15 protein-coding genes are annotated in these 14,787 nt (G+C 65.8%); 4 read left to right on the top strand and 11 right to left on the bottom strand.

Going from position 1 to position 14,787, the window contains the following annotated elements; translation table 11 throughout:
• Positions 1 to 22: 22 nt before the first annotated feature.
• Entirely contained in the window at positions 23 to 583 is a 561-nt protein-coding gene (locus ACSFA5_RS06300) for a YggT family protein (protein WP_435443177.1), read from the bottom strand.
• A 49-nt stretch (positions 584 to 632) separates the two neighbouring features.
• On the opposite strand from ACSFA5_RS06300, the gene ACSFA5_RS06295 reads away from it, so the two are divergent.
• The 4 genes from ACSFA5_RS06295 (at position 633) to ACSFA5_RS06280 (ending at position 4,794) form a co-directional block, all read left to right on the top strand.
• Positions 633 to 1,277, top strand: coding sequence for an LON peptidase substrate-binding domain-containing protein (locus ACSFA5_RS06295; protein ID WP_435443176.1), 645 nt, complete (start codon positions 633 to 635; stop codon positions 1,275 to 1,277).
• A gap of 132 nt (positions 1,278 to 1,409) precedes the next feature.
• Positions 1,410 to 2,975, top strand: coding sequence for a lysine--tRNA ligase (lysS, locus tag ACSFA5_RS06290; protein ID WP_435443175.1), 1,566 nt, complete (start codon positions 1,410 to 1,412; stop codon positions 2,973 to 2,975).
• Between the two features lie 2 nt (positions 2,976 to 2,977).
• On the top strand, positions 2,978 to 4,249 hold the full coding sequence (locus ACSFA5_RS06285; protein ID WP_435443174.1) for an Hsp70 family protein: 1,272 nt from the start codon (positions 2,978 to 2,980) through the stop codon (positions 4,247 to 4,249).
• Positions 4,246 to 4,794 carry a M48 metallopeptidase family protein gene (locus ACSFA5_RS06280; protein WP_435443173.1) on the top strand — a complete coding sequence of 183 codons (549 nt, stop codon included), beginning with the start codon at positions 4,246 to 4,248 and terminating at the stop codon, positions 4,792 to 4,794. Before ACSFA5_RS06285 ends, ACSFA5_RS06280 begins: the two co-directional genes overlap by 4 nt.
• A gap of 19 nt (positions 4,795 to 4,813) precedes the next feature.
• Here ACSFA5_RS06280 and nagZ read toward each other — a convergent pair whose 3' ends face one another.
• The 10 genes from nagZ to ACSFA5_RS06230 form a co-directional block, all read right to left on the bottom strand.
• Positions 4,814 to 5,899 carry a beta-N-acetylhexosaminidase gene (nagZ, locus tag ACSFA5_RS06275; RefSeq protein ID WP_435443172.1) on the bottom strand — a complete coding sequence of 362 codons (1,086 nt, stop codon included), beginning with the start codon at positions 5,897 to 5,899 and terminating at the stop codon, positions 4,814 to 4,816.
• Positions 5,896 to 6,288: a holo-ACP synthase gene (gene acpS, locus ACSFA5_RS06270; protein ID WP_435443171.1), complete on the bottom strand. Its 393-nt coding sequence runs from the start codon at positions 6,286 to 6,288 to the stop codon at positions 5,896 to 5,898. The genes nagZ and acpS overlap by 4 nt, the downstream gene beginning before the upstream one ends.
• 13 nt (positions 6,289 to 6,301) lie before the next feature.
• Entirely contained in the window at positions 6,302 to 7,075 is a 774-nt protein-coding gene (locus ACSFA5_RS06265; protein WP_435443170.1) for a pyridoxine 5'-phosphate synthase, read from the bottom strand.
• Positions 7,072 to 7,845: a DNA repair protein RecO gene (gene recO / locus ACSFA5_RS06260; RefSeq protein WP_435443169.1), complete on the bottom strand. Its 774-nt coding sequence runs from the start codon at positions 7,843 to 7,845 to the stop codon at positions 7,072 to 7,074. The genes ACSFA5_RS06265 and recO overlap by 4 nt, the downstream gene beginning before the upstream one ends.
• A 1-nt stretch (position 7,846) precedes the next feature.
• On the bottom strand, positions 7,847 to 8,812 hold the full coding sequence (gene era / locus ACSFA5_RS06255; RefSeq protein ID WP_435443168.1) for a GTPase Era: 966 nt from the start codon (positions 8,810 to 8,812) through the stop codon (positions 7,847 to 7,849).
• Between the two features lie 7 nt (positions 8,813 to 8,819).
• Positions 8,820 to 9,506, bottom strand: a complete 687-nt coding sequence (gene rnc, locus ACSFA5_RS06250) for a ribonuclease III (RefSeq protein ID WP_435443167.1) — start codon at positions 9,504 to 9,506, stop codon at positions 8,820 to 8,822.
• Positions 9,507 to 9,523: 17 nt separating this feature from the next.
• Positions 9,524 to 9,892, bottom strand: a complete 369-nt coding sequence (locus tag ACSFA5_RS06245) for a DUF4845 domain-containing protein (protein WP_435443166.1) — start codon at positions 9,890 to 9,892, stop codon at positions 9,524 to 9,526.
• 34 nt (positions 9,893 to 9,926) lie between these two features.
• Positions 9,927 to 10,892 (bottom strand): signal peptidase I, encoded by a 966-nt coding sequence (gene lepB / locus ACSFA5_RS06240; protein WP_435443165.1) that lies wholly within the window; start codon positions 10,890 to 10,892, stop codon positions 9,927 to 9,929.
• A gap of 7 nt (positions 10,893 to 10,899) precedes the next feature.
• Positions 10,900 to 12,711: a translation elongation factor 4 gene (gene lepA, locus ACSFA5_RS06235; protein ID WP_435443164.1), complete on the bottom strand. Its 1,812-nt coding sequence runs from the start codon at positions 12,709 to 12,711 to the stop codon at positions 10,900 to 10,902.
• A 522-nt stretch (positions 12,712 to 13,233) separates the two neighbouring features.
• Positions 13,234 to 14,742, bottom strand: a complete 1,509-nt coding sequence (locus ACSFA5_RS06230) for a DegQ family serine endoprotease (RefSeq protein ID WP_435443163.1) — start codon at positions 14,740 to 14,742, stop codon at positions 13,234 to 13,236.
• Between the last annotated feature and the right edge of the window lie 45 nt (positions 14,743 to 14,787).

The raw sequence follows: 14,787 nt of genomic DNA, 5'->3' as shown, positions 1-14,787 counted from the left end.
TTTTGCTTGTGCGTGTTCAGGCTCAGAACGTCAGTTGGTAGGCGAGCACCAGCAGATTGCTCAGCACGATGGCAACGATCTGCAGCACGACGATGGCCGCCAGCGGCGCCAGGTCGACCCCGCCGATCAGCGGAATGAAGCGGCGAAACGGCCGCACCAGCGGCTCGGCCAGCCGAGAGATCAGGTCGAGCAGCATCGGCGAGGCGTTCGGAATCCAGGAGAGCACCGCATAGACCACCAGCAGCGCGGTCAGGCCGGACACCGCCAGTTGCATCAGCCCCACCAGCGACACCAGCGGCAGCGTGGCGATGTGGCCCAGGTTGCCGATCAGCAGCCACAGCAGCAGGAACTTCACCATCACCAGCAGCCAGGCCGCGATCAGGCTGGCCAGGTCCCAGCGCTTGACCGACGGCACGATGCGCCGCAGTGGCAGCACGATCCAGTCGCTGATGGCGAAGATGAAGCGCCCCAGCGGGTTGCCGAAAGGCACCCGGTGGTACTGCATGTAGAGGCGCAGCAGGCAGGCGCCGCCGAGCAGGCCGACGATCACGTCGAGGAGGAACGAGGGAATCTGATAGAGCATGAGGCGCAGCCGTGAACGGAATGCGATGATAGCGAGGCAAGGTTCTTCGATGACGACACAACCCCTTTTGCATTCACTGCCATTGTTCCCGCTCGGAACGGTCCTGTTCCCGGGCGGTCTTCTTCCGTTGCGCATCTTCGAGGTCCGCTACCTCGACATGATCGGCAAGTGCCGCAAGGCCGACGTGCCCTTCGGCGTGGTCACCCTCACCAGCGGCGCCGAAGTGCGCAAGGCCGGCGCTGAAGCCGAAAGCTTTGCCGCCGTCGGCACGCTGGCTGAGATTCGCGAGTTCGAGTCGCCGCAGAGCGGCCTGCTGCAGATCGAGTGCGTGGGCACGCAGCGCTTTCGCATCCGCACCACCGAGCTGCAGAAGCACGGCCTGTGGGTCGCCGAGGTGGAGGCCGTGCCCGACGACATCGCTCTCGAAATCCCCGGCGACCTGAAGCACACCGCCACGGCGCTGCGCCGCCTGATCGACACGCTGGAGGAGCGGCGCCACGCACAAGGCGACTCGGTGCGGTTGCCCATCGAGGCGCCCTACAGGCTCGACGATTGCGGCTGGGTGGCCAACCGCTGGTGCGAGCTGGTGCCGATGCAGGCCGAACTGCGCCAGCGCCTGATGACGCTCGACAGCCCGCTGATGCGGCTGGAGCTGGTCAGCGATCTGCTCGCACGCACGGGCATCACTGAATAGCTTGCTACATTTTTTGTAGCGTTTGGCGCAGGATGGACGGGCGTTAGGCCCCCTTTTTATTCAAATTCGATGGGCTAAAATGCTCAGCCCCGCGCACGCTCCCTGTTGCGCGCCATGCGCCACCCGCCCCCCATGTCCGATCACCTGACCCCCCACACCCCCACGCCCGCAGCGGCACCGGCCGCCACCGTGCCCGCCGTCGACGACAACAAGCTCATCGCCGAACGCCGCGAAAAGCTCAAGCTGCTGCGCACCGCGCAGGCCGAGGGCAAGGGCGTCGCGTTTCCCAACGACTTCAAGCCGGGCCACCGCGCCGCCGCGCTCGGCGAGGCGCATGGCGCCACCGAGGCCGAAGCGCTCGAGGCGCAGGCCGTGGCCGTCAGCGTGGCGGGCCGCATGATGCTCAAGCGCGTGATGGGCAAGGCCAGTTTCGCGACCCTGCAGGACGCCACCGGCCGCATCCAGCTGTACGTCACGCGCGACGCGTTGGGTGAAGAGGCCTACGGCGAATTCAAGCGCTGGGACCTCGGCGACATCCTCGGCGCCGAAGGCACGCTGATGAAGACGAAGACCGGCGAGTTGTCGGTCAAGGTCACCAGGCTGCGCCTGCTCACCAAGAGCCTGCGCCCCCTGCCCGGCGACTTCTACGGCATGGCCGACCAGGAGCAGAAGTACCGCCAGCGCTACGTCGACCTGATCACCGATGAGTCGGCCCGCGTGCGCTTCACCGCGCGCAGCAAGGCCGTGAGCGCGCTGCGCGAGTTCATGGTGGCCAACGACTTCCTCGAAGTCGAGACGCCCATGCTGCACCCCATTCCGGGCGGCGCGAACGCCAAGCCCTTCAAGACGCACCACAACGCGCTCGACCAGGAAATGTTCCTGCGCATCGCGCCCGAGCTGTACCTGAAGCGCCTGATCGTCGGCGGCTTCGAGCGCGTGTTCGAAATCAACCGGAGCTACCGCAACGAGGGCATCTCGGTGCGGCACAACCCCGAGTTCACGATGATGGAGTTCTACGCGGCCTACTGGAACTACCGCGACCTGATGGACTTCACCGAAACGCTGATCCGCACCATCGCCGACAAGGCCGTGGGCACGCAGCAGCTCACCTACGGCGGCAAGCCGGTCGACCTGACCCAGCCCTTCGAGCGCCTGACGATCCGCGAGGCCATCCTGAAGCACACCGACGCCGGTGAGGGTGTCGACGACAGCGCCTGGCTCGTCGCCGCCCTGCGCAAGATCGGCCTGAGCGAAGAAAAGGACAAGCTCTCGCAGCGCAGCCTGGCCAGCCTGCAGGTGATGTACTTCGAGGAAACCGTGGAAGAGAAGCTCTGGCAGCCGACCTTCATCATGGAACACCCGACCGAAATTTCACCGCTGGCGCGCGCCAACGACGATCGCCCCGAAGTCACCGAGCGCTTCGAGCTTTACATCACGGGCCGCGAATTCGGCAATGGCTTCAGCGAACTGAACGACGCCGAAGACCAGGCCGCACGCTTCAACGCGCAGGTGGCCGCCAAGGACGGCGGCGACGACGAAGCCATGTTCTACGACCACGACTTCGTGCGCGCGCTCGAATACGGCATGCCGCCCACCGGCGGCTGCGGCATCGGCATCGACCGGCTGATGATGCTGCTGACCGATTCGCCGAGCATCCGCGACGTGATCCTGTTCCCCGCGCTGCGCAGGGAATCTTGAGCATGCCGTCACCGTCGTCGCTGCCGACGATCGGCATCGACTTCGGCACCTCCAATTCCGCCGTGGCCTGCCGGGTCGACGGCGTGGCCCGCTTGCTGCCCATCGAAGGGTCGGCCACCACGCTGCCCACCGCGATCTTCTTCAACGCCGAAGACCGCACCACGCATTTCGGCCGTGATGCCGTCGCCCAGTACCTGTCGGGCACCGAAGGCCGGCTGATGCGGTCGCTCAAGAGCCTGTTGGGCAGCGCGCTGATGCAGGAGAAAACGGCCGTCTATGACGGCCTGGTGAGCTTCGAGGACATCATCGCGCGCTTCCTGCGCGAACTGGCAGTGCGCGCCGGCCGCGAGCTCGGCCAGTTGCCCGAGCGCGTGGTGATCGGGCGGCCCGTGCACTTCGTGGACGACGACGCCAAACGCGACGAGCGGGCCGAAGAAAGCCTGCGCATCGCGGCGCGCGCGGCGGGTTTTCGCGAAATCGCTTTCCAGCTCGAACCGATTGCCGCGGCCTTCGACTACGAGCAGCGCATCGTCAAGGAGTCGATCGTGCTCATCGTCGACATCGGCGGCGGCACCTCCGACTTCACCGTGGTACGCGTCGGGCCCGAGCGCGCCGCGCGCGACGACCGCAGCGACGACGTGCTGGCCACCAGCGGCGTGCACATCGGCGGCACCGACTTCGACCAGCGCCTGAATCTCGAGCGCGTGATGCCGCACTTCGGCTTTCGCCACCACGGCCCGCAGGGGCGCGAGGTGCCGAGCAAGGTGTTCTTCGAGCTGTCGTCCTGGCACCTGATCAACTGGCTCTACGCCGCCAAGGCAGTGCGCCAGGCCAAGGACCTGCGCACGAGCTACAGCGACACGCGGCTGCACGACCGGCTGATGGCCGTGCTGGAGGAGCGGCACGGCCACCGCATCGCGAGCGCGGTGGAAGCGGCCAAGATCGATGCCTCGGTGAGCGACGCGGAAACGTCCATCGACCTCTCTTGCGCCGAAGCGGGCCTCGTGGCGTCGCTCTCCCCAGCCGACATGGCGCAGCAGCTGGCCACCCCGCTGGAAAACGTGATCGCGTGCGCGCACGCCTGCGTCAAGCGCGCGGGTTTGCGCAGCGGCGACCTCGACGCCATCTACCTCACCGGCGGTTCGTCCGCGCTACGGCCGTTCCAGCATGCGCTGCGCAAGAGCTTCGTCGGCGTGAACCTGGTCGAAGGCGACCTGTTCGGCGGCGTGGCCACGGGCCTGGCCTGCGCGGCCCGCACGCAGCGCCGCGCATGAAGTACCTGGCGGGCTATCCGGCACCGTTGCTGGACCAGGTCCGCCAGCTGGTGGCCGAAGACAAGCTCGCTGCGCTGCTGACCCGGCGCTACCCCGACGGTTCGCACACCGTCCAGACAGACCGCGCGCTGTACGAGTACGTGAGCGAACTCAAGAGCGAGTTCATGCGCAAGGCCGAACCGCTGTCCAAGGTGATGTTCGACAACAAGCTGCACGTGATCCGCAACGCGCTGGGCACGCACACCACGGTGTCGCGCGTGCAGGGCGGCAAGCTCAAGGCCAAGCGGGAGATTCGCGTGGCCAGCCTGTTCAAGGGCGTGCCGCTGGCATGGCTGCGGATGATCGTGGTGCACGAGCTGGCGCACATGAAGGAGCGCGACCACGACAAGGCGTTCTACTCGCTGTGTTCGCACATGGAGCCGGACTACTCGCAGCTGGAGTTCGATCTGCGGCTGTACCTGACGCACCTGGACACGGGCGGCGAGCGGCTCTGGACCGCAGCAAGCTCAGGCATCGAGCCACCTGCCCCCCCTTCCCGGCAATAGCCGGGCCGCGAGGGCCGCCTCAGATGTCCATCGTTCGCCTGGCATCGCGGTAGGCGCGCGAAGCGACAAGCGAAGACCAATCGGCTGCAACATCCCGCGGCAGCAGCGCCTGGCGACGCGCCTCGCCGATCGCGTCCGGCACCCACCGTCCGGCGTGCGCCGCCGCATCGAAACCGTCGAGGAACTCGTCGAGTGCAAGCCCCTCCCCGATGCTTTGGTTGCACAGCATGGCCAGGTCGCAGCCGGCCTCGAGCGCGGCCAGCGCCGCATCGGTGTAGCTGAGCAATTCACCGTCGATGTAGCGGCCTGCCTCCATGCTCAGGTCGTCGCTGAACACCGCGCCGTCGAAGGCAAGGCGCTGGCGCAGGATCGCCTGGAGCCACTTCGGTGAAAACCCCGCGGGCCGCTTGTCGACCTTCGGATAGATCACATGGGCCGGCATCACCGCGGTGAGCGTGCCGGCGAGCCAGTCGTAAGGCCGTGCGTCGTCACTCAGGATGTCCTTGAGCGCGCGCTTGTCGACCGGGATCTCCACATGCGAGTCGGCGGTGACGAAGCCGTGCCCCGGAAAGTGCTTGCCGCAATTGCGCATGCCCCTTTGCAGCATGCCGTGCATGACGCTCTTGGCCAGCAGCGCCACCACGCGCGGGTCTCGGTGAAAGCTGCGGTTGCCGATGACGCTGCTGCCGCCATGGTCGAGGTCGAGCACCGGCGCAAAGCTGAAGTCGACGCCGCAGGCGCGCAGCTCGCCGGCCAGCACCTGCCCGGCGGCCGTTGCGGCCTGGGTGGCACGCATGGCGTCGCGCATCCAGAGTTCGCCCAGGGCGCGCATCGACGGCAAATGCGTGAAGCCGTCGGTGCGAAAGCGCTGCACGCGGCCGCCCTCGTGGTCGACGCAGATCAGCAGGTCGGGCCGGATCGCCTTGATCTCGGCGTTGAGCGCGGTCATCTGCGCGCGGTCCTGCCAGTTGCGGGCGAAATGGACCACGCCGCCGACCCGCGGGTTCGCAAGGCGCCGGCGGTCGGCAGCGTCGAGTTCCGTGCCTGCCACGTCGATGATGAGCGGCGAATGCAGGGCGTGGGGGCGATCGGGCCCGGGGGTCATAGCTTCTCCACCACCACGAAGCTCGCGGCGTATTCGGTTTCGTCGGTCACGGTCACATGCGCGGTGAGGCCTTGCGCCTCGAACCACGCCTTCAGCTCGCCATGCAGCACGATGATGGGCTTGCCGCTGCGCAGGTTGGCGATCTCGCACAGGCGCCAGCTCATCGGCATGCGCATGCCCATGCCGATGGCCTTGCTGAAGGCTTCCTTGGCGGAAAAGCGGGTGGCGAGGTAGCTCAGGCCGCGTTGGGGCCAGCGTGCGCTGCGGGCCTGCCAGACGGCGAATTCGGCGTCGCTCAGGACCTTGCGGGCAAAGCGTTCGCCCTGGCGCTCGAAGGTCGCGGCGATACGACGCAGGTCGCAGATGTCGGTGCCAATGCCGTAGATCATGCGGCGCCGGCTTTCACTGCGCCTCGCGGATGCAACGCAGGTAGTCGCGCGTGGCGCCCGTGTAGCCCAGCTCGAGCGCATCGGCCACGAAGGCGTGGCCGATCGAGACCTCCTGCACGCCCGGCACGGCGCGCAGGAAGGCCTTGAGGTTGTCCCGGCTCAGGTCGTGGCCCGCGTTCACGCCCAGGCCCGCGGCCAGCGCCGCACGTGCGGTGTCGGCGTAGCGCGCCAGCACGGCCTGCGCGTCCGGCGTGCCGCGCGATGCGGCGTAGCCTTCGGTGTAGAGCTCGACGCGGTCAGCGCCCACGGCCTTGGCCGCGGCCATCATCTCGGGGATCGGGTCCATGAACAGGCTGACGCGCACGCCCAGCGCCCTGGCTTCCGCGATCAGCGGGCGCAGGCGCTCGGCGTCGTCGGGGAAGGTCCAGCCGTGGTCGCTGGTCGACTGGGTTTCGCTGTCGGGCACGAAGGTGGCTTGGTGCGGCTTCAGCGCGCGCACGAAGTCCATCAGGTTCTGGAAGGGGTTGCCCTCGATGTTGAACTCGACCGCCGGCCAGTCGGTGGCGAGCAAGGCCGAGAGGTCGCTCACGTCGTGCGCGCGAATGTGGCGCGCGTCGGGTCGAGGGTGCACGGTGATGCCCTGCGCGCCAGCGGCCAGGCAGGCCTGGGCGGCCCTCACCACGCTCGGAATGCCCAGGTGGCGCGTGTTGCGCACCAGGGCGACCTTGTTGAGGTTGACGGACAGCGAGGTGATGCCGACATGGTCGGCGTGGCCTGGAGTGCTCATAGTGCTTGCAGATCTCTCATCATTTGCCGCGTGCGCAGCGTGGTCACGCCGCAATGGTAGTTGAGCAAGGCACGCAGCTGGTTGCGCAGGGCGCTGTTGCTGCCGGCGTTCATGACGGCAATTTCACGCAGCGTGGCGGTGAAGGGGGTGCGGTCGTCGAGCACGTCCTGCAGCGCCTGCCAGTCGGCGCCGGCCAGCGCGGGTTCGCCGTCGACCGCCTGGCGCAAGCCGGCCTCGGGCACGAGGCTGTAGCGCGTGGCGGCGTGGAGGGGCTCCAGCGTCAGGGTCTGCACGTCGAGCGACGGCAGCAGGCCCACGCCGCGCAGCAGCAGCAGCTCGAACGCCCGCAGCGCGGCCGCCTGTGTGGCGGCCTGGGCGCCGGCATGGTCGCCCGCCAGCACCTGCACGACGCCCGCATAGGCGTCGAACAGCGCCTCGTGCGCATCGTCGCGCGCCAGCAGGCGCAGCAGCAGCTCGTTGACGTAGTAGCCCGACAGCAGCGCCTCGCCGGTCGGCATGACGTGCCCGCCCATCCATTCGGCGCCCTTGAGCGTGCGGATCTCGGCGTCGCCGCCGTAGTTGAGCTGTAAGGGCTGCAGCGGCAGCAGCACCGGACGGAAGTTGGAACTCGGCCGCTTCGCCCCCTTGGCCACCAGCGCGATGCGCCCGTGGTGTCGGGTGAAGACCTCCAGGATCAGGCTCGACTCGCTCCAGTCGTAGCGATGCAGCACATACGCCGGTTCGTGCGAAACGCGGTGGGCGGCGGCCACTTCATTCGTAGCCGAAGGAGCGCACGCGGGCTTCGTCGTCCGCCCAGCCGGAGCGCACCTTCACCCACAGTTCGAGGAACACCTTGGCGTCGGCCAGTTTCTCCAGCTCGACGCGGGTTTCCATGCCGATGCGCTTGATGCGCTCGCCCTTGTCGCCGATCACCATGGCCTTGTGGCCGTCGCGCTCCACCACGATGGTGGCGGCAATGCGCAGCAGGCGCTTGTGGCCCTTCTTCTGGGGCGGCTCTTCCTCGAACTTGTCGATGATGACGGTCGAGGTGTAGGGGAGTTCGTCGCCCGTCAGGCGAAAGAGCTTCTCGCGCACCAGCTCGCCGGCGAGGAATTTCTCGCTGCGGTCGGTGAGCTCGTCCTCGGCGTAGAACCAGGGCTGCTCGGGCAGGTACTTCTCGCAGATGCCGAAGACGCGCTCCACGTCCTTGGCATTCTTGGCGGACATCGGCACGAACTCGGCGAAGGCGTGCTTCGCCTGCATGGTCTGCAGCCACGGCGCGATGTCGCCTCGGCGGTGCACGTTGTCCAGCTTGTTGGCCAGCAGCACCGTCGGGATGTCCTTGCCGAGCAGCTTGAGCACGCGTTCGTCGGCCGGCGTGAAGCTGCCCGCCTCGACCACGAAAAGAATCAGGTCCACATCGCCGACCGCGCCCTGCACGGTCTTGTTGAGCGACTTGTTCAGCGCGTTGGCATGCAGGGTCTGGAAGCCCGGCGTGTCGACGAACACGAACTGCGTGGCGCCCCGCGTGCGCATGCCCGTGATGCGGTGCCGCGTGGTCTGCGCCTTGCGCGAGGTGATGCTGATCTTCTGGCCGACCAGTGCGTTGAGCAGCGTCGACTTGCCCACGTTGGGCTTGCCGACGATGGCGATGAGGCCGCAATGTTGAGGGCCGCTTGCGGCTGTATCGCCTGCGGTGTCTTCGGGTCCCGCTACGGGATTAATAGCATCGTTCATTCTGATTTCACGCGGCGCCGCGTGCCTTGATGCGGATCAACATGGCGGCGGCTGCCGCCTGCTCGCCAGCGCGGCGCGAGCCGCCGATGCCGCGTTCGCGAAGGCCCAACTCGGGCACTTCGCACTCGACATCGAAAGTCTGCTTATGGGCAGCGCCCAGTGTGGCGGCCACGCGGTACGCCGGCAGCTTCATTTTGTGACCCTGCAGCCATTCCTGCAATTCGGTCTTCGGATCCTTGGCCGCGGCGTCCATGCGCGGGTTGATCTCGACCGCCTCGTAGAGTCGGCGCACCAGCGCTTCGGCGGCCGTGAAGCCGGCGTCGAGGTAGACCGCACCGATCAGCGCTTCGAGCGCATCGGCCAGGATCGACGGTCGGCTCGGCCCGCCGGAGCGCGCCTCGCCCTCCCCAAGCTTCAAGAGCGGCGACAGCGCCAACCCGACCGCCAGGCGGTGCAGGGTGTCCTGCTTGACGAGGTTGGCGCGCACGCGCGACAGGTCGCCCTCGGGCAGCGCCGAGAGCCGGATATAGAGCAGGTGGGACACCGCCAGGTTCAGCACCGAGTCGCCGAGAAACTCGAGGCGCTCGTTGTGGTCGGACGAAAAACTGCGGTGCGTGAGCGCGAGCTGGAGCAGCCGCGGGTCGGAGAAGGTGTGCTGGAGACGCGCCTGCAGCGCGACGAGGCTGCCGTCCACCTTTTTGAGCGCCGCGTTCAGCGGGACGCGCCCTTGTACTTGAGGGTCAGGTAGGCCGGGCCGAACAGGGGAATCTCTCGCTCGTACGCATACGAGACAACCACCTTGTCGCCCACCTTCTTGATATCGAGGTCCTTGCCGCTGACCGACTTGAAGTCGTCGATGGCCTGGGCCCGGTCGAAGATGGCGCGCACTTCGGGCACGGTCGTGCCTTCCTTGGCCTTGTTGGCGGCCTTGTCGATCGCCTGCCATTCGATCAGGGTCGGAATGACCTGCGCGACGACGATGCCCGTGCACGCCAGCACCACCGCGACGAACACCAACCCGATGAACGAAATGCCGCGCTGTTGCGCAGCACTGCTGCGAACCGACCGATGTGTTCTCATGCCCTCTTACCCCTCGAACAATGCTGATGATTGCTTATTGAAACGGACCGATGCGACCCAGATCGCCGAAGTTCATCCAGACAAAGAACGCCCGGCCCACGATGTTGTTGTCGGGCACGAAGCCCCAGAAACGCGAGTCGGCCGAATTATCGCGGTTGTCGCCCATCATGAAGTAGCTTCCGGCGGGCACCTTGCAGACCACGCCCTCCACCGAATAGCGGCAGTTCTCGCGGCCCGGGAAGTCGCTGGCGCCGGGCACGAACGACGGTGCGGCGTCGTCGTTCAATATCTTGTGCTGCTTCTCGCCCAGCTTCTCGTCGTACTGCTTGAGCAGGCGCATCGATTCACTGTCGAGGTAGTCGGCTTCGGCCTGCTTGGACACCGGCTTGCCGTTGATGGTGAGCTTCTTGTTCAGGTAGGCCACCTCGTCGCCCGGAAGGCCGACCACGCGCTTGATGTAGTCCATGCTCGGCTTGGGCGGGTAGCGGAACACCACCACGTCGCCGTGCGCCAGCGGCGTGCCGCCGGTGATCTTGGTGTTGATGACCGGCAGGCGCAGGCCGTAGGTGAACTTGTTGACCAGGATCAGGTCGCCGGTCAGCAGCGTGGGCATCATCGAACCCGACGGGATCTTGAAGGGCTCGTACAGGAACGAACGCAGCAGGAACACCACCAGGATCACGGGGAACAGGCCGGCGGTCCAGTCGAGCCACCAGGGCTGCATCAGCAGCCGCTCGCTGGCCTTCGCGTCGGCGGTGTCGACCTGCTTGATGCCCTGCTCGGCCAGGCGCGCGTTGCGCTCGGCCAGGGACGCGTCCAGCTTGGCGGCCGCGTGCAGCCGCTTCGGCAGGAAATAGAAGCGCTCGGCCACCCAGTAGAGGCCGGTGATCACCGTGGCCAGGAACAGCAGCAATGCGAAGTTGCCTTCGATCGCCCCGAAGTACCACGAACCGACATAGGCAGCGAAAGCCGCGAGGACCAGGGAGGTGATGAATGCCATTTTTCGATCAGTCTTCGACTTGCAGAATCGCGAGGAAGGCCTCTTGCGGGACCTCGACGGAGCCGATCTGCTTCATTCTTTTCTTGCCCGCTTTCTGCTTCTCGAGCAGCTTCTTCTTGCGGGAGATGTCGCCGCCGTAGCACTTGGCCAGCACGTTCTTGCGAAGCGCCTTGATTGTCTCACGCGCAATGATGGTGACCCCGATGGCCGCCTGGATCGCCACGTCGTACATCTGGCGTGAAATGATCTCGCGCATCTTCGCCACCACGGCCCGGCCGCGGTACTGCGACTGGCTGCGGTGCACGATGATGGACAGCGCATCGACCTTCTCGCCGTTCAGCAGGATGTCGACCTTGACCACGTCGGACGCGCGGTACTCCTTGAACTCGTAGTCCATCGAGGCGTAGCCGCGGCTCACCGACTTCAGCTTGTCGAAGAAGTCGAGCACGATCTCGCCCAGCGGCATCTCGTAGGTCAGCATGACCTGGCGGCCGTGGTAGGCCATGTTCAGCTGCACGCCGCGCTTCTGGTTGGCCAGCGTCATCACCGAGCCCACGTATTCCTGCGGCATGTAGAGATGCACGGTGACGATGGGCTCGCGGATTTCCGACATCCGGCCGACGTCGGGCATCTTGGACGGGTTCTCGACCATGATCACTTCGCCGTCGTTGCGCACCACCTGGTAGACCACGCTCGGCGCGGTGGTGATGAGGTCCTGGTCGAACTCGCGCTCCAGGCGCTCCTGCACGATCTCCATGTGCAGCAGGCCGAGAAAGCCGCATCGAAAGCCGAAGCCGAGCGCCTGGCTCACCTCGGGCTCGTAGCGCAGCGACGAATCGTTGAGCTTGAGCTTTTCGAGCGCGTCGCGCAGCGAGTCGTACTCGCTCGCTTCGGTCGGGTACAGGCCGGCGAACACCTGCGGCTGGATTTCCTTGAAGCCGGGCAAGGCCTCGGTCGCCGTGGCCGCTGCGCCACCGGTGCCGGGCCTGATCAGCGTGACGGTGTCACCGACCTTGGCCGCCTGCAACTCCTTGATGCCCGCGATGATGTAGCCCACCTCGCCGGCTTCGAGCGAAGGGCGCGGCTCGTTGCCGGGCGTGAACACGCCCACGCTGTCGGCGTTGTACATCGCGCCGGACGCCATCATCTTGATGCGCTCGCCCTTGACGAGCCGGCCGTCGACCACGCGCACCAGCATGACGACGCCGACGTACGCGTCGAACCAGCTGTCGACGATCATTGCGCGCAGCGGGCCGTCGGGGTTGCCGCGCGGCGCGGGCATGCGGGCGATGACGGCTTCGAGAATCTCGTCGATGCCGACGCCGGTCTTCGCCGAGCAAGGAATCGCGTCGGTCGCGTCGATGCCGATCACGTCTTCGATTTCGGTGCGTGCGTTGTCGAGATCCGCATTCGGCAGATCGATCTTGTTGAGCACCGGAATCACCTCGACGCCGAGGTCGAGCGCGGTGTAGCAGTTGGCGACCGTCTGCGCTTCGACGCCTTGCGATGCGTCGACGACGAGCAGTGCGCCTTCGCATGCCGACAGCGAGCGACTCACTTCATACGAGAAGTCGACATGGCCCGGCGTGTCGATCAGATTGAGGTTGTAGACCTGCCCATCGAGTGCCTTGTAGTGCAGCGCGGCGGTCTGCGCCTTGATGGTTATCCCACGCTCTTTTTCGATGTCCATCGAGTCGAGCACCTGCGCTTCCATGTCGCGTTCCGCGAGGCCGCCGCAACGCTGGATCAAACGGTCTGCGAGGGTCGACTTGCCGTGGTCGATGTGCGCAATGATCGAAAAATTTCTGATGTGATTCATCAACGGGAACGTTTAAGTACTTGAATTGGCTCAGCCGCAGAGTGCGACGGGCAAGAAAAAAGGGCGCGTCTTCTGGAGACGCGCCCTGAACCAACAAGCAATGGCAACTGCAGTAGTTGGAACTTCATTGTAGGCAAAAAGGGAGACACGTACATCCGGGAACAGGGTCCAAAGGGGTCGTTGCAGGTCCACAACATCAAAGATATAAACAGGTTATCAACAGGATCGGTGGAGCACTTGCTGAACAACTTGTGGGCGATCTGTGGAGCACCGGTGGACTGCTGTCTAACATCTCGCATCGTGAAGGTCATGGCACTCCTTATGCGCTGGCAGACCATCAAGAGCGACCTATTCTACCAAAATCCGTCCTTAGCCTCTTTAAAAGTTAGCTTTCACTAACAAATATCAAGACTTTGGTGGCTCAAGATTTTTTTCACTGGTCACATCAGAACGTCGTAAACAGCTCAAAAAAACGGCCCCAAACCCGACTGCCGGGTGGGGCCACTTGACGCCGGCGCCAGATCAGCGTGCGGGCCTGATCAAGGCGTACTGCGCCCAATCGCCCCGGCGGAACAGCACGCTGAGCGCCTTGCTCTTGTCCGCCTTGCCGACCACGGACTCGAAATCCCGCGCGTTCGACACCTCGGCGTTGCCCACTGCCAGGATGATGTCGCCCTCGCGCAGGCCGGCACGGGCTGCGCCTTCGCTGGCGGCGTCGACCTTCACGCCACCCTTGATCTTGAGTTCCTTCTTCTGCGCATCGGTCAGGTCGCTCACGGCCAGGCCCAGCGACTTCGCCGCGGCAGACGCCGGCGGCTTGGGCGCCGGCTCGTCGCGATCGCTCGCGCGCTTGGCGGGCTTGTCGGCTTCGATCTCGGCGATGGTCACGCTCAGGTCGCGCGAGGCGCCGCGGCGAAACACCGTGAGCGTGCTCTTGGTGCCGGGCTTGGTGTTGCCCACCAGGCGCGGCAAGTCGCTCGGCTTCTCGATGGCCTTGCCATCGAACTTGGTGATCACGTCGCCCGGCTCCACACCGGCCTTCTCGCCGGGCGAACCCGCCTCGACACCACGCACCAGCGCGCCCTGCGCCTTGCCCAGGCCGATGGCTTCGGCCACGTCCTTGGTGACCTGGTCGATCTGCACGCCGATGCGTCCGCGCGAAACGCGGCCCGTGGCGCGCAGCTGGTCGCTCACACGGATCGCCTCGTCGATAGGAATCGAGAACGAGATGCCCATGAAGCCGCCCGAGCGTGAATAGATCTGGCTGTTGATGCCCACCACCTCGCCGCGCATGTTGATCAGCGGCCCGCCGGAGTTGCCGGGGTTGATGGCCACGTCGGTCTGGATGAACGGCAGGTACTCGCCCGTGTCGCGCTGCTTGGCACTCACGATGCCGGCCGTGACGGTGTTCTCGAGGCCGAAAGGCGAGCCGATCGCCATCACCCATTCACCGACGCGCAGCCTGGAGATGTCTCCGACCTTCACCGCGGGCAGGCCCGTGGCCTCGATCTTCACCACCGCCACGTCGGTGCGCTTGTCGGCACCGACGATCTTGGCCTTGAACTCGCGCTTGTCCGGCAGCGTGACCATCACCTCGGAGGCGTCTTCCACCACGTGCGCATTGGTCATCACATAGCCGTCTGCCGTCAGGATGAAGCCGGAGCCGACTCCGCGCGGGCGCTCTTCTTCCTGGGGCTGTGCCGGCTTGCTCTGCTTCGGGCCCGAGCGTGGCTGGCCCGGCTGACCCGGTTGCCCCGGTTGACCCGGAATGGGCTGGCCGAAGAAGCGGCGGAAGAACTCCTGCATTTCCTCGTCCATCTCGCCGTTGCCGCCGCGCTGGGCGACTTTCTCGACGGTGCGGATGTTGACCACTGACGGGCCGACCTGATCGACCAGGTCGGTGAAATCGGGCAGCGTGCGTGTCTGTGCGTGGGCCGATTCCACCGGCAGGAAACTCGCGCTCGCTGTCAGCGCGAGCGCGACAGCCAGCAGACCGGAACGGAGCTTGTGTCCCTCGACTTTGAAGATCATCGGTTTTCTTTCAAAAGAACAGAGCGGCTGGAAACAATTGTTGTG

Source organism: Variovorax monticola, from assembly GCF_051216855.1.
Classification (GTDB): domain Bacteria; phylum Pseudomonadota; class Gammaproteobacteria; order Burkholderiales; family Burkholderiaceae_C; genus Variovorax.
This window is presented reverse-complemented; position numbering and strand designations above follow the sequence as displayed.